Raw genomic sequence first — 19,140 nt, 5'->3', positions numbered from 1 at the left:
CCATGACAGCTGATGGGTCTCAGCTTTCCATCGGCGTCAGCGTGATCTCGACGCGACGGTTCTGGGCGCGCCCGGAGGCGGTGTCGTTGGATGCCACCGGGCTGGCTTCACCATAACCGCGCATGTTCAGACGGTTGAAGGCGATGCCACCACTGGCCAGATAGTTGCCGACAGCCTGGGCACGCAGCTCGGACAGGTTCTGGTTGTAGTTGCTGGCACCGGTGGAATCGGTATAGCCCGCGATGTTGACGCGAGTCTCGTCGTATTCCTTGAGCACGGTGATGACGCCATCCATGACCGGCTGAATCTGGCCGGACAGGGTGCTGGAGTCGGAGCCGAAGGTGACGTTGGACGGCATGTTGAGGATGATCTGGTCGCCGACACGGGTCACGCTGACACCGGTGCCCTGCAGCTGATCGCGCAGCTTGGCTTCCTGAACATCCATGTAATAGCCGATACCACCGCCCGCGGCGGCACCCGCAGCGGCGCCGATCAGCGCCTTGTCGAGACGATGGTTACCACTCTTGGTCGCCCCGGCGATTGCGCCGACGACCGCACCGATGCCGGCACCCTTCGCCGCACTGGAGGTCTGCTGCTCATTGGTATACGGGTTGGTCGTGGAACAACCCGCCATCGCGACGGCGGCTGCCAACGGCAGGGCCAGGAGTACAGACTTCTTCATGGTAACGCTCCCTATCTACACACTCATTAAAGGCAAGACGACAATTGCGCAAATAATCGTCATACCTCCGATAATGCCTGATCAATCAGGTGTCGAACATGGCCAGCAGGTCATTGAGGAACAATAAGCCCTGGGGCGTGGCGCGCAACAGCACGTCATCCTCAACGATGAGCCCGCGCGCGCGCGCCTGGCTCAGGCCCGGCTCCAATGCCTCGCGATCCAGCCCGGTCGTGCGGCGCAGATCCTCGAAGCTGACACCCCCGGTCAAGCGCAGTGCATTCATCATGAACTCAAGCGCCAGCTCATCGCGGTCAATTTCCTGCTGACCCGCCACGAACCCGCGCGGGTCCTGCATCCTGCGCAAGTACGCTTCAGGCTGACGACTTTTCCAACGGCGTTGGAGTTGCAACTCGCCGTTCAAGTTCCCTGCCGAGTCGGTCTTCAACAACGTCAACTTGCCGTGCGCGCCCGCTCCGATGCCCAGGTAATCACCGAATTTCCAGTAATTGAGATTATGACGCGCGCTACGCCCTTCAAGGGCATAGGCGGAAATCTCGTAACGACGGAAACCGGCAGCCTCCAGCTCGGCGTGACCGTGATCCTGGATATCCCACAGCAGATCATCTTCCGGCAGTACCGGCGGGCGCGAATAGAACTCGGTATTCGGCTCCAGCGTCAATTGATACCAGGACAGATGGGTCGGCTTGAGTGCCAGGGCACGCCGGATATCATCCAGCGCGGTCTCCAATGTCTGGCCCGGCAGGCCATGCATCAGATCGATATTGAAATTGTCGAAGCCCGCCGCCCGTGCGCTGGCCACCGCGCGCCCGGCTTCTTCAGCGGAGTGGATGCGCCCCAGCACCTCGAGCTGCTCCGGCTGGAAGGTCTGCACGCCCAATGACAAGCGATTGATGCCGGCGGCGCGATAGGCGGCAAAGCGGCCCTGCTCCAGCGTGCCGGGATTGGCCTCCAGCGTGACCTCGCAGCCGGCAGAGAACGTCATGCGCGCCCGCAGGCCATCGAACAGTCGCTGGTAAGCCGCCCCGCTCAGCAGACTCGGCGTGCCGCCGCCGATGAAGATGCTGTGCAATTCACGCTCGGGCTGACCCTGCAACAACTGCAGGTCCTGATCGAGATCGGCCAGCAGCGCCGTGATGTACTCCTCTTCAGGCAAGCCGGCATCACGCCCGACCCCGTGGGAGTTGAAGTCACAGTAGGGGCACTTGCGCACGCACCACGGCACGTGAATATAGAGCGACAGAGGCGGCAGGTTCGCGGCGGACATCACGCCTGACCGCTCTGCGCGGCAAGCGCCTCGAGCAACTGCTGCATCGCACGTCCCCGGTGGCTGAGACGGTTCTTGGTCTCGGCCTCCAGGGCCGCGGCGGTCATGCCATGTTCCGGCAGCCAGAAAAGCGGGTCATAGCCGAAGCCACCCTCGCCCTGAGGCGCGTCAAGGACACGCCCCTCCCAACTGGCCTGAACGATGATCGGCACCGGGTCTGCCGCATGGCGCAGATAGACGAGCACGCACCAGTAGCGCGCCGTACGCGCTTGCTCAGGCACGCCCTCAAGCGCTGCCAACAGGGCGGCGTTGTTGTCACCATCACCGCTACCTTGCTGACGCCGCGCGGCAAAGCGTGCGGAATAGATGCCCGGCTCCCCGCCCAGCGCATCGACTTCGATCCCGGAATCATCTGCCAATGCCGGCAGGCCGGTGACCTGTGCGGCGTGGCGCGCCTTGATCAACGCATTCTCGACGAAGGTCAGCCCTGTCTCTTCGGCGTCACTCACTCCCAGCTGCCCTTGAGGCATCGGTTCGATCCCCAGCGGTGCGAGCAGGTGGGAAAATTCACGTAGCTTGCCGGCATTGCCACTGGCCAGTACGAGAGAAGAAGCGGACATGTGAATCTCCGGGATAGGAACAACGAGAATGCGGCCGCGTGTGAGTCACACGGGCAAGGCGCTTGCAGCACCCCATTCTAGCGCGTGAGTCCGGTGCGTACACGCGACGGGTCTGCGCCAGGCACGACTGAGATCCATGATGTCATGGGCCGATGTCACTCATGTGCTCAACTTGATGACTGACAGGCCGATACAGGCTATCTGCCTCAGCGCGGGCTAATGCCTGTGCAGGATTTGTCTGTGCCTCGCGGCTCAAGCAAGTAAACATCAACCGAAAAAATTCCGTAACCCGATGTTTTGTATAGCCTTTAAGTGGGAAATAAAAGAAATGGGCGTTATGCCATCTAACACTATGCGCAGCGCCAGCCCCAAGGTGTCACTCGACTAGACTTCAAGACAACCATCGAATCACCGTGGATTCATGTCTCCGCCTCAGCCTGCTGATGATGAGCCCCCCAAAACGCTTGCGACAGGAGCGCCCCATGACTGCTACCAGAGTCCTGTTCGTGACAAGCCCTTCACCGCAGACCGAACTGTTCGTCGAGTACCTGCAAGAGACACTGAAATGTGTCGTCGAGGCCTGCCACCATGAAGCCCCACTGCCGTCATCTCCCTGCCTGGTGCTGATTGACAGCACCCAGTGCAGTCTGGCCCAGATGATGCGATGGAGCCATATCGACAAGATCGCTGCCTTCAATGTCGAACATGAAGACGATGCCATCTCACTACTTCTGAATATTCCTTTCAGCGGAATCTTCTATCGCCAGGACAGCCTTGAACAAATCAGCAAGGGTATCGGCAAGATACTCGAGAATGAAAACTGGCTGACTCGCAATATCATGCAGACATTGATTCGTCATTATCGGCAACAACAACAAATTGCCTTCCAGCCTGTCATGGGACTGACACAACGGGAACTGGAAATATTGTCACTCATTGCGTCACAGCAAAGTAATGCAGATATCGCGCATAGATTGATGTTGAGCCAGCACACCGTGAAGTCTCATTTATATAACATCTTTCGCAAGATCAGAGTCCACAACCGCCATCAGGCGATCCAATGGGCCCACGAGCATCTCAACCTTTACATCCCCAAGCGCACGACGGAGCCGGAATCCTGAGGCTCAGGTGACGCTGGACGAGCATCTCTTCCAGCAGGTGGATCTGTGATGTCACCATAGCGACAGAGCATGTCTCACGCCGGCTACGCGTAGTAAGCGCTTCACTTTTCAAGAGTGAAATGACTCATGCGCAGTACTGCGTCGCATTCCTGACACCCCTCGAATACAGGGATACAAAAAGACAACCCCGGTTACATAATGACATTGAAGAGAAGCTTTCCAGCATTAGATCTATGGTACCTTTGAACCAGTGGAAAGCTTGGTAAAAAAAGCGCAAAGGTCTGGTTTTCATTGCACTCTCGAGAAGGGCCATCATGACCAGCGCTAATTTCATCAGGTTTACGTACTGTTTTTCCTATTCTTTTTCTGGGTCTAATCAGGACTGGAGGGGAAGGATAAACTGGTTATTTTAGCAAGTACTGATTAGAGGTTGCCTTATCCCCACTATCGCGCAATCCTATAAAGGTGCTCAGCGCGTAATGCCCGACGTGAATGAGTGCAGTGCTACACGACTCACCCAACCACACTTCAGATATGGCTCCGCCAAGAAGAATCGGTACGACAACTCAGAGGTCTCGCACCATGATTACAGGGAACGCAATGGTGCTGCTGGTGACTGACTGCAATCCGCAGTCAGCGCTTTTCATGGATTACATTCGCCAGCAGCTTGAGTGTCAGGTGGCTTCCGCAAGCCCCGACGAGGATTACACACCCGGGCAGGCAGAAAGAACGATAGTGCTGCTGGACACCGACCACGTCGATGAAGGCACGATGCAACGCTGGGATGCAGATGCCAGCCAGGATGCCAGCGCAGAGCTGGCCGCTATCAACATCAGTGATGAAGAGGAAGCTGCCAGCCTGCTGGTCAGCACCCATCTTCAAGGCGTGTTCTACCGACAGGACAGCCTCTCACTGATCAGCAAGGGCATCGCGAAATTGCTGGAAGGCGACATGTGGATGTCCCGACCGCTGATGACCCGCCTGCTGGATTTCTATCGCCGTCAGCAGCTCAACGCCTATCGCCCGGTCTGTGGTCTGACCCAGCGTGAGGTGGAAATCATCGGCTTGCTGGGCACGGGTGCCTCGAATACCGAGATTGCTGACCAGCTGTTCGTCAGTGAACACACGGTCAAGTCACATCTCTACAACATCTTCCGCAAGATCAAGGTGCATAACCGCATTCAGGCCATGAACTGGGCACGTCAGAACCTGGCAATGCCTGTCTCGCGCACCCCACGCATCGCTCGCAGAGCACAGATGTCGTGAACGGTCGGGGCATGACAAGCCGCCAGGTGGTCGCCTGGGGACTGACATGCTTCAGTCTGTCGCCCGCCTTCGCGCAATCCGCGCCGGAGGCGGTGCGACCCGAGGTATCCGTTGCCAGTGAAGAGCAGCAGGCTCGCCGTCAGGGGGAAGATGGGGTCGCTATCCAGCGCGCGCGCCCCACGCTCTCCGACGGTCTCAGCGGCGTGATGATCGATCGCACCATGACCATGATCGGCAAGACCTTCTTCCGCCAGTTCAGCCAGCAACGCCTCGATAGCCCAGCCATCCGCAACACATCCCTCAGCATCCATGAACGCCCCTCAGCACGCTGGGGCAGCCTCATCTGGATCACCGAAGGCAACAACGTTCTGTATGAAGCGACGCTCCCTCCGCGCCTGAATGACGTGGATATGTACGCCAGCGCCGCCGTATCAAGCGTCTCCGACCAGTTCCTGCGTCGCAAGGTGATGGAAGCCCTGCGCAATGACCCGGACATGGCCGGTGACGAATTCTGATGTATTGAAGACCGACATAATAAATGGGCTCCGGACACGGAGACCCTGACAATACGCAAGGGAACAGGGGAACATCATGAAGCATCAGACACTCGCGGTGTCGTTGCTGTTATCGGCGATGCCGCTATATGCCGGTGAACTCATCTATCAGCCCATCAACCCGAGTTTTGGTGGCAACCCTCTCAATGGCAGCTACCTGCTTGGCAAGGCCCAGGCCCAGGACACCCACGAGGATCCTGATGCCTACTCCTTCGATAGTCTTTCCGAAACAGAACTTTTCATCAGCGACCTGCGCAATAGCCTGGTATCCGATGCCATCACCGATGCTGTCGATTCCACAGAGCCCGGCCGTTCCAGCGTGATCGACAGCGCTCAGCTGCGTGTCGAAGTCATCAGTAACGGCAATGGCGGTTTCTCCATGCAGGTGCTTGACCGCGCCACAGGTGAAACCACCGTCATCAACCTCGGCACATCAGGCAATACATTCTGATCCGCTACTGATGAAGGGTTCGCTCAATGAAGACACTCACCTCCATGCTGGCCGTTGCCAGCCTGGCGCTTGCTGGCTGTGCGCCGATGGTCGCCAATACCCAGGGTCTTGAAGGGGTGCCCAGCACCTTGATGCCAAGAACCGCCACCTATCAGGATCTGATCAGTCTGCCGCCTCCCGCCGGACGTATTCCGGTCGCCATCTATGACTTCCGTGACCAGACGGGGCAGTACCGGCCTGCCCCTGCCAGTACCTTCTCTACGGCGGTCACCCAGGGCGGCGCCGCCATGCTGAGCGCCGCATTGTCGGACTCCGGCTGGTTCATCCCCCTCGAGCGCGTGGGACTGCAGAACCTGCTGACAGAGCGCAAGATCATCCGCGCCAACATGGAACGCACGGGACAGAATGATCTTGCCGCATTGCAAGCCGCCAACCTGCTGTTCGAGGGTGGCATCATCGCCTTCGACTCCAATGTCAGAACAGGCGGGGCGGGCGCGGAATACTTCGGGATCGGCGCCTCTGGTCAATATCAGGTAGACCAGGTGACGGTCAATCTGCGTGCTGTCGATATCACCACGGGGCAGGTCATCGCCAACGTCAATACCAGCAAGACGATCTACTCACGCGAGCTGAGGGCGGGCGTCTATCGCTTCATCGATTTCAGTCGCTTGCTGGAGATGGAGGCGGGGTATACCAGCAATGAACCCGTACAGATGGCAGTCATGTCCGCCATCGAATCTGCCGTGATTCACTTGATTGCGCAAGGCGTCGAACGCCAGCTCTGGGTTCTCCAGGATCCGGACAGCCTTCAGACATCAGAGCTGATGGATTACCTGCAAGCCCCGACCCCGATGTTGTAGAGCCAGCCCACATTCAAGACCCCGTAGAGAGCATCGTGGTATTCGCGGTGTTTATCTCTTCCTTAAAAGGCAGTCACCTCACAAGAGGTGGCTGCTTTTTTCGTGTCTGCGCAAAACATAAGAAACAAATAAAACAACAAAGCATGAAATATCATGCGCCTAATACCGTCAACAGTAATACCTCCCTGAACGGTGCTGAAAATCTGGCCACCCTTTGTCATTACTCACCGCTATTGGCCAAGACATTATGAGTAGCAATCTCTAGCCCTCATAAACCCGAAAAGGACTGATGGTGATGGCCTCGATAAAGACCAATAGTTAGTGCACTTAGACGGTCACCTGGATGGACTCACGCCATGGCTTCGGCAAAGCATCAACAAAGAAGAATGCTACAGGCCTGCCTTTTCTTTTCATCACTGACACTCAGCTTGTGGGTGTTGGCCAATGACCTGGCGATCACCTCCGAATTGGGGAGCAGCCACTCAGTGGCGGTCATCGAGCAATCTGGCGCTTATAACTCGGCGATGATCGTTCAGCATGGCAATGGCAACGCCTCATTGATTGACCAGAGCGGTGTCCTGAATGAAGCAGGGGTCGACCAATATGGCAATGGAAACATGGCATACACACTGCAAGAGGGTGCCCTGCATGAGGCAAGCATTCTTCAGCATGGCCAATATCATGATGCGTTGATCATTCAGCAAGGCGTTGGGCAAAGCGCCAGCATTCAGCAGACAGGCATCGGGGGAAGCGCCACGCTTCTACAACAGGCCAGTAGTCAGGTACCGGCAAGTATCACTCAATATTCACGGGGCCATATGCGTGTCCAGGTCATACAACAGTGATCTTTACCACGATGGCTCACATGACATCGCTATATGACGATGATGCTTGTGAAGGTGGTGGCTGAATATCCGCTTTCGTCGAATTACCAAGACGGGTTTTGCTTAGCCAGGAGGTGTTCTCGCTTTCATGTAGTCAAGAGTCCTGCATGACGAATACAACCTTCTGGCAAGGCCATAAAAGAGCAGTAGCAGTACAACATGATGTCGCGGATCACGAAAACCAGACCGCCATCATGTCAGGGGATGCATGACCAGAAGCAAGTCAATAATAAAAACACAACTCAAAAAATGATCTACACAAGGGAACAAACCATGAAAATTCAAATGAGCTTGCTGGCTATCGCGATTGCTTTTACCTCTCAGGCGATGGCAGACAACAACACCGCAGATGTCGATCAGACTGGCTTCATGAACATGGCCAATGTTGACCAGACATCACGTAATGGCGGGCCTCTCGATAGCAACCACAACAGTGATATCGATCAGACAGGTGCTTTCAACAAGGCCAAGACCTATCAGAACGGTGTCAATCATGTTATCCGCATCAATCAGGTCGGTGGTGGAAACCGCGCAAAAACCACCCAATATAGCAGCACAAATACTGGCATCGTGGATCAAAAGGGTATCCGTAACACTGTCGATATGAACCAGAAAAGTTACAAGCATACCGCGCGTATCACGCAGCAAGGCCTTGCAAACAAATCTTCCTCTTGGCAGGGCGCCAGTGGCTCGCCGGCTGGGCGTGAAAACTTGCTAGTCGTGTCACAAGAGGGCGTGTTCAACAAATCCAGCGCTACCCAGCAGGGCAGCCATGCCATCGCACGTGTCACTCAGACAGGCTACCAGCATGATTCTGATGTCCTGCAGGTAGGAGAATATAACCGCGCTCGTGTCACCCAGGATGGGCGCTTCCATAACTCGACCGTGACACAGACAGGCACTATGGGTATTGCCGTCATCGACCAGGCCGGTTCGCGCAGTGACTCTACCGTTACTCAAGCAGGTGATTTACAGGTCGCACGTGTGACTCAGGAGGGTAGCTCACACGACTCTCTGATCAATCAGAGCGGGATGCAAAACACCGCACTAGTGACACAGTCCGATATGCTGCAGTACTCCGATATCAGTCAGAGCGGAGAAAACAACCTGGCCATTAATGTTCAGAGTGGCTATAAAAATGCGGCCATCGTTGTTCAAACTGGCAGCAACAGCGATTCTCTGATCACCCAGAGCGGCGCCTATGATCATGCCCACGTCATTCAGTCAGGCAGTGGCCATCGTTCAGAAATTCTCCAACAGGGTGGAGGCTTCCTGAGCTTCGCGACCAATAGTGCCCACGTGACACAGTCAGGTGCGATGAATACCTCCAGCGTGACCCAGACTGGCGGTGGCAACGTAGCCAACGTGATGCAGTACTGATCACGCCCCAGCCAAGATGTCTTACAGAACCCCGCGCAAGCGGGGTTTTTCGTTTTTCCACCCGGTGGATCCATATCATGAAAAAGGCCGCTGACAGGGTTGTCAGCGGCCTTCCAGTACCAGCTGCGAAACGTCTATCGCAGCGGCAAGTTACTTCTTTGGCGGTGTCACGGAATTCTCCGGGAAGGACTTGCGATAACTCTCAAGGCTTTCATCCACCATCTGGCGGCCCTTGCTGACCTGCTTGTTACCGCTGGCGATCCGCGCCTTGCCCTTCTTGATCTGACTATTGCCCTTGTCGATCAGTGCCTGGCCCTTGGCGACATTGGATTCGCCATCATTGACCAGATTCTCACCACTGACGATCTGCTTCTCACCCGCGGCCACCAGAGACTTGCCGCTCTCCCAATTATCGGCCAGCTGATCACGCACCTTGGCGACGGCCTTGGCTTCCTCAGCCTGACCGCGCATGAGATCAGCGGTTGTCGGCTGGCTGGAGCAGCCCGCGAGCAGTGCCAGACTGATGGCAGCGGCGGCGGTATTTACCCATTGTTGGCGCATGATATTTCCTTTCCAGATGCATAGCTTCCCAACCAAAGCCAAGGCTCACTTGGGAGCGCACTATGCAATACAAAAAAGGGCATGGCGGTCATTCCGCCATGCCCCATGACAACGATCGCTCGTCTCAATGCAGCCTGAGCTGCTCACGAATCAGGCGAGCCAAGGTGACATTGGCGTTGGGCGCTGTCGTGTCGATATGGACCAGCTGACCATGCTCTTCTGGCGCAAATGGTTCGCGATTGGCCAATTGCTTGTCGAGCACTTCCAGACCCGCTTCGGAAGCCTCGCCACTGCGCTGACTACGCTTGATGATGCGCTTGCGCAGCGTCTCGTCATCGGCCTCGAAGCTGATCATCAGCACCGGCAGGCCACGGGCTTCTGCCTCATGACGCAGGCGATCACGCTGCACCTTCTTCAGGCAGGTGGCATCGATGCAGACGGGGATACCCGATTCCAGCAGCGTGGCGGACAGATTCGAGAGTCGCTCGTAGGTCGCATGGGTGGCCTGGGGGGTATAGATGCCGCCATTGAGCCCGGACTCGGTATCGGCATCCGCCGCAAAGCCATACAGGCGCTTGCGCTCGACATCGCTGCGAATGCGTACACCGCCCAGCTCGCGCACCATCTCTTCGGTGAAGCGACTCTTGCCGCTGCCGGAGACACCCACACCGATGATCATGTAAGGGAAGCGGATCTCGCTATAGCGCTCCGCCAGCCCGATATAGCGCTCGTACTCGGCCAGCACATCGGCGCGATCCGCTTCACACAGGTCCGGCTGGTGATAGCGAATCATCGCCACCTTGGCCCGGATCAGTGCGCGATAGATCTTGTAGTACGGCAGCAGGCGCACCAGCGAGTAATCGCCGGAGAGCTCGAGATAACGGTTGAGCGCATGATGGGCAAAGGCCTGCTCATCACGCGCTTCGAGATCCATCACCAGGAAGGCCAGATCACAACCGACATCATTCCAGCGCAACTCTTCATTGAACTCGATGCCGTCAAACAACAGGGCACGGCCTTCATGGCGCACGGCGTTACCCAAGTGGATATCGCCGTGAGTCTCACGCACGAAGCCTTCCTGCCAGCGACGCTCGAACTCGGGATTGAGGCGCTGGAAGGTCTCTTCGGTCCACTGCTTGAGCAGCGCGAGTCGCTTGATGGCCTCGGCATCATCCCCGAGGCGCGGACGAATCAGCTCGAACTCGTTGTCGATGGTACGACTGACCATCTGCGGGCTACCCAGCTCGCTATCGCCCTGGATGCGCTCGGCCTGCTCGTGGAAGGCCACCAGCTGGTCGACCAGATCGTCCAGCAATTCCAGCGACAGCTCGCCACTGGCCTGCAGGGCACTGAACAGATGGCGATTAGAGAACTGGCGCATCTTGACCGCGTACTCGAAGACAGCACTGTCGTCTCCGATGCGCGGAGCTTCGGGCGTGCCCGAGATCGCCACGGTATCCAGGTACAGCGTCGGTGCCAGACGGCGGTTGAGGCGCACTTCCTGTTCACACAGGAGCTTGCGGCGCTCAAGGGTCGAGAAATCCAGGAAGCTGCCGAAATCCAGCGGCTTCTTGATCTTGTAGGCGTAGTCGCCGGTCAGCACGATCCACGAGATATGCGTCTCGTGCACTTCGATATCCTTCACGGGGTGATCGAAGCAATCGGCTGTGTGAAGGGCTCGAATCAAGGCCTGGCTCAAGGTCGTCTCCGCTAAGGCAAGCTGGCTATAAGGTCATTAGCGCAATCGCTATCGTTGGCGACAAGTGTACCGGATGGCAGCCCGCCCGGCAGCCTGCCGAGCGGGTTCCTGTCTGCGTTGGCCAACCCGCGGACTCAGGTACTGTCTCGCGTCTCACTCAGTTCGATGCGGACATCTGCGCAAAGACCCGCTCAGCCGCATCCAGCGTGGCCTGGATATCAGCATCGGTGTGCGCCGCGGACATGAAGCCGGCTTCATAGGCGGACGGCGCCAGATAGACGCCTTCGGCGAGCATCGCGTTGAAGAAGGTCACGAAATCCTGCTGACGACAGCGCGTGGCGGAGGCGAAATTGCTGACCTCTGCGTCATCGGTGAAGAAGACACCGAACATGCCACCGGCATGCTGGGTGATCAGACGGATGCCTGCCGCCTTGGCACGGCTTTCCAGACCCTCACACAGCATCTCGACCTTGCGTGAAAGCTCGGCGTGGAAGCCGGGCGCCTTGAGCTTGCGCAGCAGCGCGACGCCAGCGGCCATCGCCAGCGGATTGCCTGCCAGCGTCCCGGCCTGGTAGACCGGCCCCAGCGGCGAGAGGTGGTGCATGATCTCGCGCTTGCCGCCGAAAGCACCCACCGGCATGCCGCCGCCGACGATCTTGCCCAGGCAGGTCAGGTCCGGCGTGATGCCGTAATGCGCCTGAGCGCCGCCCAGGGCGACGCGGAAGCCCGTCATCACCTCATCGAGGATCAGCACGCTGCCGTGGGCATCGCACACTTCACGCAGGCTTTCGAGGAAGCCCGGAACCGGCGGAATGCAGTTCATGTTGCCGGCGACCGGCTCGACGATGATGCAGGCGATCTCGTCACCCAGCTCGGCGAAGCAACGGCGCACACCCTCGGCGTCGTTGTAGTCCAGCGTGATGGTGTGCTCGGCCAGCGAGGCCGGCACGCCCGGGGAGCTGGGCTCGCCATGGGTCAGCGCGCCGGAGCCGGCCTTGACCAGCAGCGAGTCGGAGTGACCGTGATAGTTGCCCTCGAACTTGACGATCTTGTCGCGACCGGCGAAGCCCCGCGCCAGGCGGATCGCCGACATGGTGGCTTCGGTGCCGGAGTTGGTCATGCGCACCATGTCGAGGCTCGGCAGCATCTCGCAGATCAGCTCGGCCATCTCGGATTCGATCTCGGTGGGTGCGCCGAAGGACAGGCCACTTTCGAGACGCTCGCGCACGGCGCTGAGCACATCTTCATCGGCGTGACCGGTGATCATCGGGCCCCAGGAACCGACGTAATCGATATAGCGCGTGTTCTCCACATCGAACAGATACGCACCCTTGGCATGGTCGATGAACACCGGCGGACGATGCAGTCCCTTGAAGGCGCGGACCGGCGAGTTGACGCCACCGGGAATATGACGGCTAGCGCGTTCGAACTGGGCAGCGGACGTGGTCATGACATACCTCTTGATAAGCGGCGAGCGGCACATCGGCCGCGAAAATGGAGAAAAGGGTGATCAGACATAAAGACGCTGTGGATAACGTGAATGCAGCTTGCCCACAGCCGATGAAACGGCCCGACAGCCTCGGGGCGGCAAGGGGGTGTGGATAACCCGAATGCCATCGATGGCGACAGCTTAACGCGACTCACGGGTGAGTTGCAGCCGCGTGAGCGCAAGGGGTGCCGGCATCGAAAGGGGCAATAGCGCTATCGCCAGGGCAGAAATTGGGCCTCGGGCAGCGCGCCTTTCCGCCCACGCTGCTGGCCATCGACGAGACTCTGCCAGGTGGCCTGCTGGGCAGCCTGCCATGCCGATGGCAACGTCATGCCGCGTGCCAGACGCACCGCCAGGTGCGAGGCCAGCGTGCAGCCGCTGCCATGGAAGCTGCCTGTCAGTCGCGGGCAGTCCAGTGCGAGCGTGGCGTGGTCACGGCGATACAGACGATGGATCACCGACGGCTCAGTCAGCGAATCAGCGCCGTGTCCCAGCGAATCAGCATCGCGCTCGACAGGATCGGTACCGGTGACCAGCACGGCCCCGGCGCCTGCCGCCAGCAGATACTCGGCGAGTCGGCCGTCGCCCGCCCCCGTGGGGCAGGCCGCCAGCCGCGCAAGCTCCGCGCGGTTGGGCGTGAGCACATCCACGTGCGGCAGCAAGCTCTCACGCGCCTGATGGATCAGCGACTCGGTGGAAAGCTCCAGCCCGCCGCCCGCCTTGAGCACCGGGTCCCATACCACGGGTAGCCTCGGCCAGCGCTGCCGGAGTTCCTCGATCAGAGTCACGCAGGCCGTGAGCGCCGCTTCGCTGGCGAGCAGACCGATCTTGAGCGCGCCCGGGCGGAAGTCCTCACACAGGGTGCGGGCCATGGCGAGCATCGACTCGCCCGATTGCGGGATCACCGCCTGCACATTGCAGGAGTTCTGCACCGTCAGTGCCGTCGGCACCGTCAGCGCCCAGCCGCCACCGGCGCGGATCGCCTCGCTGTCGGCGACCAGACCCGCGCCGCCACTGGGATCATGCCCCGCCAATACCAGCACGTAGGGCAGTTGCGCTGAGCACTCGGTCATGGCTGAACCATCCCTCAGAACGGTTTGACGATGACGCAGATGACGATCACCACCAGCATCAGCACCGGCACTTCATTGAAGAAGCGGAAGTAGCGCGAGGTTCTCTTGCAGGTATCGGCGGCGAACTGCTTCAGATACAGGCCGCAGGCATGGTGATAGCCGACCAGCAGCACGACCATGGTCAGCTTGAGGTGCATCCAGCCCATGCTCATGAAGCTCGGCACCAGCGCCAGCAGCCAGATCCCCAGCACCAGGGTCGCTATCATCGACGGCATCATGATGCCGCGATAGAGCTTGCGCTCCATGGTCTTGAAGTACTCGATGGCCTTGTGGTCGCCGGCATCACGCGCCTGGGCGTGATAGACGTACAGGCGCGGCAGATAGAAGAGGGCAGCAAACCAGCACACTACGGCAATCAGATGGAAAGCCTTGATCCACAGATACATGAGGGAGCTCCGTCAGTCAGGGTCGGGAAGGTCAGAAAGTGGACGCGCGGATGATGCAATCGGATCGCCACGATGGCATGTGACACCGCCAAGGCCCATGCGGTATGCGGTCGCGGCAGGCGCGCGCAGAGCGAATTCACGCCTGAGAAGCAGGTGCCACGCCACGCTTCAGGGCGTATAGCGATAGTAGCTCTCTATTGCATCCCGCGTGATGATACCTGAAATCTTGCGAATCATCGGTGCCGTGGTGTGCTCGACATAGAGGGCATCGACATCGCTGGGCAGCAGCCGCTCATAGGCCTCGGACAAGGTAGCCTGCAGGTGGATGGGCGCGAGATCCAGACGCTGAGCGGGGATCTCGAGCAGGTCGAGCTCCTCCTGCTCCCGCCAGTGCTCATCCATCAGCACACGCACCAGATCCGCCGCCGGCAGCGCGACCATCGGCTTTTCCGGCGTCGAGCGCGTGACCACCAGCCAGACCGGCTTGCTGTCGAGCAGGGCGCGAGCACGCTCACGCGTGATGCGGCGCGGCACGCTGACCAGCGAGCGTTCCATCACCGCCGGCACCGCCACCCGCGACAGCGCCTGCATCAATGGCTGCTGGAGCGGATGCAGGCCCTGCGCCGTCAGCGTCGAGATGAAGAAGCCCTGGCAGTGACACAGCTGGCGACAGGTCAGGCCTGCCACCACCACCGCCAGCATGCCGGGCAGGATGATATTCGGCGAATGCGTCAATTCGAGCAGTGCCATCAGGGCGGCCAGTGGCGCCTGAAGCACCGCGCCCATCATCGCCGCCATGCCGAGCAGGGCGTAAAGCGCGATGTCCGAGGCCTGATCCGGCAACAGCCAGCCGCCCAGCATGCCCATCAAGGCCCCGGCAGCGGCACCCGCCACCACCACCGGGCCGATGATGCCGATCGGCACGCCACAGGCCACGCACAGTGCCGACAGCACCAGCTTGCCGATCACCAGCGCCAACAGGATATCCAGCGCCAGCTGGCCGTCGAGCAACTGGGCCAGGCTGTCATAGCCGATGCCTTGCACCTGGGGATACCACCACGCCACGGCGGCCGTCGAGACCCCGACCAGCGCCATGCGCATCCCCCATGACAGGTGTGCCACGCGCGCCTGCTGACGTGCCAGATGCACGAAGCCCCCCGCCAGCAGGCCGATGACCAGCGCCGTGACGATGACCCAGGGCAGGTCGAGCAGGGAATGCAGCAGCAGAGACGGCACCGCGAAGGCCGGCGCCGAGCCGTAGACCATCTGCGTGACCACCGCGCCGGTGGTCGAGGCCAGAATCACCGGCATGAAGCCCATCAGGGTGTACTCCATCATCACCACTTCCATGGCGAAGATGACTCCCGCGATCGGCGTATTGAAGGAGGCAGAGATGCCCGCCGCCGTGCCGCAGGCGACCAGCACGCGCAGACTGTTGTTGGGCAGCTTGAGACGCTCGCCGATCCAGCTCGAGGCGCCGGCCCCCAGGTGGATCGCCGGGCCCTCACGCCCGGCCGACAGGCCGCCGAGCACGCTCACGACCCCGACCACGACCTGATTGAGCCAGGCACGCAGCGGCATCTTGCCCTGATGGTAGGTCAGGCGCTCGATGACATGACCGATGCCCAGCTTGCGCTGCGCCGGATGCTGTCGCCCCAGCACGATGCCGATCACCAGCACCGCCAGCAGCGGCAGCGAGGCGCGCACCCAGGGGGCAAGTCCCTCGAAGTTCTCCGGGTTGTCATCGGGCATGAAGCCCAGGGCACCGGCGCTCAACAGCAGGCGGAAGCCGACCATCAATGAGCCGGTCAGCAGCCCTGCCACCAGCCCCAACAGACACAGTTGCGGGAGTGCATCGACCGCCGCCAGCTTGCGCCGAAAATTGTCGAGACTGGGACGAGGCAGATGCGGACGCGTCAGGCGTGACACTCACGACTCCTTGAAGGCACTGGCAATGACAGAGGACATCCATGTCGGCAGCGCATTACTGCCCGCCTGACACCTGTGTATCATATCGATTGCGAACCGTCGCGACCGTGCGCAATCCGACAACCTCGGCACAGCATGGCGCAACGCCTGTCTCGCGCACAGGCCACCAAAGGTCGCAGCAGCAGATCGGACACAAGATTACATCTCGCATCAACAGGACACCGCCCGAAGGCGGGGAGGCAGCATGATCAAGGTAGGTATCGTCGGCGGCACCGGTTACACCGGAGTGGAACTCCTCAGGCTCCTGGCCAGCCACCCGCAGGTGGAAGTGACCGTGATCACCTCGCGAAGCGAGAAGGGCGTGCGTGTCGACGAGATGTACCCCAATCTGCGCGGCCACTACGACACCCTCGCGTTCAGCGAGCCGGATGCCGAGGTGCTGGCCGCCTGTGACGCCGTATTCTTCGCCACGCCTCACGGTGTCGCTCACGCCCTGGCCGGCGATCTGCTGGAACGCGGAACGCGTGTCATCGACCTGTCCGCGGACTTCCGCATCAAGGACGCCGACGTCTGGGCCGAGTGGTATGGCCAGCCGCATGGCGCGCCGGAGCTGCTCGGCGAGGCCGTCTACGGCCTGCCGGAAGTCAATCGCGATGCCATCCGCGAAGCGCGCCTGATCGCGGTGCCGGGTTGCTACCCGACCTCCGTGCAGCTGGGCCTGATCCCGCTGCTGGAAGCCGGCCTGATCGAGACCGACAACATCATCGCCGACTGCAAGTCCGCCGTCTCCGGCGCGGGTCGCGGTGCCAAGGTCGGCTCACTGCTGTGTGAAGCCGGCGAGTCCATGAAGGCCTACGGCGCCTCCGGCCATCGTCACCTGCCGGAAATCACCCAGGGGCTGGACCTGGCAGCCGGCAGCGCGGTCGGTCTGACCTTCGTCCCGCACCTGACGCCGATGATCCGCGGCATCCACTCCACCCTCTATCCGCGTCTGAGCGGCTTCAGCGGCACGCTGGAAGATCTGCAGGCGCTGTTCGAGCAGCGCTACGCCGATCATCCCGCCGTCGATGTCATGCCGCTGGGCAGCCATCCGGAGACGCGCAGCGTGCGAGGCACCAACCTGTGCCGCATCGCCCTGCATCGTCCGGGCAACGGCGACACCCTGGTGGTGCTGTCGGTGATCGACAACCTGGTCAAGGGCGCGTCAGGCCAGGCCATCCAGAACCTCAACCTGATGTTCGGTCTCGATGAGATGATGGGCATCGGTGCGCCGGCGATGATGCCCTGAACCGCCAGCGTACGCCCGCAAGGCAGCACGTCAGACAAAGTTGACCCTTTTGCTCGGATATAGGGATAATAGGCGTCATTCCGTTCTCTATACCGTGCCGGGCGCTGTCTCCAGCGTCCGGCCTCCGACTCCTTCCAGGAGGCCCGCATGAGCGAAGCACAAAGCTTCATCCCCACGCCGTTGTACCTGTCCGAGCGCGCCAGTGCCCGGATTGCAGCGCTGCGCGCGGAAGAAGCCAACCCGGAGCTGCGTCTCAGGGTCTACGTCACTGGCGGCGGCTGTTCCGGCTTCCAGTACGGTTTCGATATCGCCACCGATCTGGCCGATGACGACACCGTGGTCGAGCTGGGCGAAGCCGCCATCGTGATCGACCCGCTGTCCTACCAGTATCTGGTCGGCTCGACGATCGATTATGAGGAAGGTCTGGCGGGCGCCCGCTTCATGATCCAGAACCCCAATGCCACCAGCACCTGTGGCTGCGGGTCTTCCTTCATGGTCTGATCATTGAGGGTCTGACCAGAGTGTGTCTGACCGTCAGGGCTGACAGGCCCGCGCACGACATTGGCGCCTTGCTGGCGCCTGATCGCCCCCTACCGGGAACCGGTAGGGGGCGATTTTTTTTCGTCATCTCAGTGGCTTGCGAGTTTCCCTTCGCCGCATGGCAGCAGCGGGAGACTTGACGGGGTCCGGTGTGCTCGTCAATCTAAAAACGCTATACATCCTAAAATCTAAATATAAAGAGGAATGTAAAATGCGCAGATCTCACCTGCTGGCCTCCCTCTCTGGCCTCGCGGCCGCCACCTTCATGGCCAGCGCTGCCCATGCCGTCACCCTCAAGGCGGCGACCGACCCGAGCTTCGTGCCCTTCGAGATGCTCGACCAGGAAAGCGGCGAGATGGTCGGCTTCGATATCGACATCCTCAATGCCATCGGCGAGCGTGCCGGCTTCGATATCGACCTCAAGACCATGGACTTCAATGGCATCATCCCGGCCGTGCAGACCGGTAGTGTCGATGTCGCCATCGCCGGCATCACCATCACCGAGGCGCGCGAGAAGATCGTCGACTTCACCGATCCCTACTATGACTCCGGCCTGCAGATCCTGACCTCGGCCAACAACGGCGACATCGAGGATATCGAGGGCCTGGAAGGCAAGAAGATCGGCACCAAGATCGGCTCCACCAGTTACGACTATCTGACCGCCAACCTTGATGATTCCACCATCACGCCTTATCCGGGCAGCGCCGACATGTACATGGCCCTGATGTCCGGCAGCGTCGATGCCGTCTTCTACGATGCCCCCAACGTCGGCTACTTCGCCAAGACCAAGGGCAATGGCCGCGTCAAGACGGTGGGGCCGCTCTATGAAGGCCAGCAATACGGCATCGCCTTCACCGAAGGCAGCGAGTGGACCGAGGCCGCCAACAAGGCGCTGGCCGAGATGAAGTCCGATGGCAGCTATGCCGAGATCTACCAGAAGTGGTTCGGCGCCATGCCCGGCGACAGCCAGTAAGCCGCTTTCGACTCGTCTCAGACGCCCCACGTCGCGTAG

The 19,140-nt window shown here is 60.1% G+C and carries 19 protein-coding genes; 10 read left to right on the top strand and 9 right to left on the bottom strand.

Features of this window, described 5'->3' with window-relative positions:
* Window positions 1-19 precede the first annotated feature (19 nt).
* The 3 genes from QD208_RS09065 to rdgB form a co-directional block, all read right to left on the bottom strand.
* Window positions 20-682, bottom strand: coding sequence for an OmpA family protein (locus QD208_RS09065; RefSeq protein WP_043331663.1), 663 nt, complete (start codon window positions 680-682; stop codon window positions 20-22).
* An 85-nt stretch (window positions 683-767) separates the two neighbouring features.
* Window positions 768-1,967 (bottom strand): radical SAM family heme chaperone HemW, encoded by a 1,200-nt coding sequence (hemW, locus tag QD208_RS09060; RefSeq protein WP_279836545.1) that lies wholly within the window; start codon window positions 1,965-1,967, stop codon window positions 768-770.
* Complete coding sequence (rdgB, locus tag QD208_RS09055; protein WP_192839022.1) at window positions 1,967-2,587, bottom strand: RdgB/HAM1 family non-canonical purine NTP pyrophosphatase; 621 nt, start codon at window positions 2,585-2,587, stop codon at window positions 1,967-1,969. Before rdgB ends, hemW begins: the two co-directional genes overlap by 1 nt.
* A 482-nt stretch (window positions 2,588-3,069) precedes the next feature.
* Here rdgB and QD208_RS09050 point away from each other — a divergent pair, with 482 nt between their 5' ends.
* The 7 genes from QD208_RS09050 to QD208_RS09020 all read left to right on the top strand — a co-directional run bounded on the left by QD208_RS09050 (window position 3,070) and on the right by QD208_RS09020 (window position 9,103).
* Window positions 3,070-3,708: a LuxR C-terminal-related transcriptional regulator gene (locus QD208_RS09050; RefSeq protein ID WP_052384307.1), complete on the top strand. Its 639-nt coding sequence runs from the start codon at window positions 3,070-3,072 to the stop codon at window positions 3,706-3,708.
* A 582-nt stretch (window positions 3,709-4,290) separates the two neighbouring features.
* Window positions 4,291-4,974 (top strand): LuxR C-terminal-related transcriptional regulator, encoded by a 684-nt coding sequence (locus tag QD208_RS09045; protein ID WP_043331668.1) that lies wholly within the window; start codon window positions 4,291-4,293, stop codon window positions 4,972-4,974.
* Between the two features lie 11 nt (window positions 4,975-4,985).
* Entirely contained in the window at window positions 4,986-5,489 is a 504-nt protein-coding gene (locus QD208_RS09040; RefSeq protein WP_192839021.1) for a CsgE family curli-type amyloid fiber assembly protein, read from the top strand.
* 76 nt (window positions 5,490-5,565) lie between these two features.
* Window positions 5,566-5,979: a curli assembly protein CsgF gene (locus QD208_RS09035; RefSeq protein ID WP_054556371.1), complete on the top strand. Its 414-nt coding sequence runs from the start codon at window positions 5,566-5,568 to the stop codon at window positions 5,977-5,979.
* A 26-nt stretch (window positions 5,980-6,005) separates the two neighbouring features.
* The gene (locus tag QD208_RS09030) at window positions 6,006-6,839 is read left to right on the top strand and encodes a CsgG/HfaB family protein (RefSeq protein ID WP_054556370.1); all 834 of its coding nucleotides are present in this window, start codon (window positions 6,006-6,008) and stop codon (window positions 6,837-6,839) included.
* A 356-nt stretch (window positions 6,840-7,195) separates the two neighbouring features.
* Entirely contained in the window at window positions 7,196-7,684 is a 489-nt protein-coding gene (locus tag QD208_RS09025; protein ID WP_279836544.1) for a hypothetical protein, read from the top strand.
* Window positions 7,685-7,996: 312 nt separating this feature from the next.
* On the top strand, window positions 7,997-9,103 hold the full coding sequence (locus QD208_RS09020; RefSeq protein ID WP_279836543.1) for a hypothetical protein: 1,107 nt from the start codon (window positions 7,997-7,999) through the stop codon (window positions 9,101-9,103).
* A gap of 150 nt (window positions 9,104-9,253) precedes the next feature.
* Here the strand turns inward: QD208_RS09020 and QD208_RS09015 are convergent, their stop codons facing one another.
* From QD208_RS09015 to QD208_RS08990, 6 genes are all read right to left on the bottom strand, one after another.
* Window positions 9,254-9,664 carry a hypothetical protein gene (locus tag QD208_RS09015; protein ID WP_279836542.1) on the bottom strand — a complete coding sequence of 137 codons (411 nt, stop codon included), beginning with the start codon at window positions 9,662-9,664 and terminating at the stop codon, window positions 9,254-9,256.
* Window positions 9,665-9,788: 124 nt separating this feature from the next.
* Window positions 9,789-11,309 carry a bifunctional aminoglycoside phosphotransferase/ATP-binding protein gene (locus QD208_RS09010; protein WP_225347450.1) on the bottom strand — a complete coding sequence of 507 codons (1,521 nt, stop codon included), beginning with the start codon at window positions 11,307-11,309 and terminating at the stop codon, window positions 9,789-9,791.
* Between the two features lie 211 nt (window positions 11,310-11,520).
* Complete coding sequence (hemL, locus tag QD208_RS09005; protein WP_279836541.1) at window positions 11,521-12,813, bottom strand: glutamate-1-semialdehyde 2,1-aminomutase; 1,293 nt, start codon at window positions 12,811-12,813, stop codon at window positions 11,521-11,523.
* 251 nt (window positions 12,814-13,064) lie between these two features.
* On the bottom strand, window positions 13,065-13,925 hold the full coding sequence (locus QD208_RS09000) for a hydroxymethylpyrimidine/phosphomethylpyrimidine kinase (protein ID WP_279836540.1): 861 nt from the start codon (window positions 13,923-13,925) through the stop codon (window positions 13,065-13,067).
* 14 nt (window positions 13,926-13,939) lie between these two features.
* Window positions 13,940-14,371: a protoporphyrinogen oxidase HemJ gene (hemJ, locus tag QD208_RS08995; RefSeq protein ID WP_043331686.1), complete on the bottom strand. Its 432-nt coding sequence runs from the start codon at window positions 14,369-14,371 to the stop codon at window positions 13,940-13,942.
* Window positions 14,372-14,539: 168 nt separating this feature from the next.
* Window positions 14,540-16,291 (bottom strand): chloride channel protein, encoded by a 1,752-nt coding sequence (locus tag QD208_RS08990; RefSeq protein ID WP_131432849.1) that lies wholly within the window; start codon window positions 16,289-16,291, stop codon window positions 14,540-14,542.
* 253 nt (window positions 16,292-16,544) lie between these two features.
* Between QD208_RS08990 and argC the strand changes: the two genes are divergently transcribed.
* The 3 genes from argC to QD208_RS08975 all read left to right on the top strand — a co-directional run bounded on the left by argC (window position 16,545) and on the right by QD208_RS08975 (window position 19,101).
* Window positions 16,545-17,588: an N-acetyl-gamma-glutamyl-phosphate reductase gene (argC, locus tag QD208_RS08985; RefSeq protein WP_279836539.1), complete on the top strand. Its 1,044-nt coding sequence runs from the start codon at window positions 16,545-16,547 to the stop codon at window positions 17,586-17,588.
* Window positions 17,589-17,735: 147 nt separating this feature from the next.
* A complete protein-coding gene (gene erpA, locus QD208_RS08980; protein ID WP_043331693.1) occupies window positions 17,736-18,089 on the top strand; it encodes an iron-sulfur cluster insertion protein ErpA in 354 nt (117 codons plus the stop codon).
* A 304-nt stretch (window positions 18,090-18,393) separates the two neighbouring features.
* Window positions 18,394-19,101 (top strand): transporter substrate-binding domain-containing protein, encoded by a 708-nt coding sequence (locus QD208_RS08975; protein ID WP_279836641.1) that lies wholly within the window; start codon window positions 18,394-18,396, stop codon window positions 19,099-19,101.
* Window positions 19,102-19,140 lie beyond the last annotated feature (39 nt).

Origin of the sequence: Cobetia sp. 29-18-1 (assembly GCF_029846405.1) — a bacterium.
Classification (GTDB): domain Bacteria; phylum Pseudomonadota; class Gammaproteobacteria; order Pseudomonadales; family Halomonadaceae; genus Cobetia; species Cobetia amphilecti.
The sequence above is the reverse complement of the archived record's forward strand: the minus strand, read 5'-3'. Positions and strand labels throughout refer to the sequence as shown.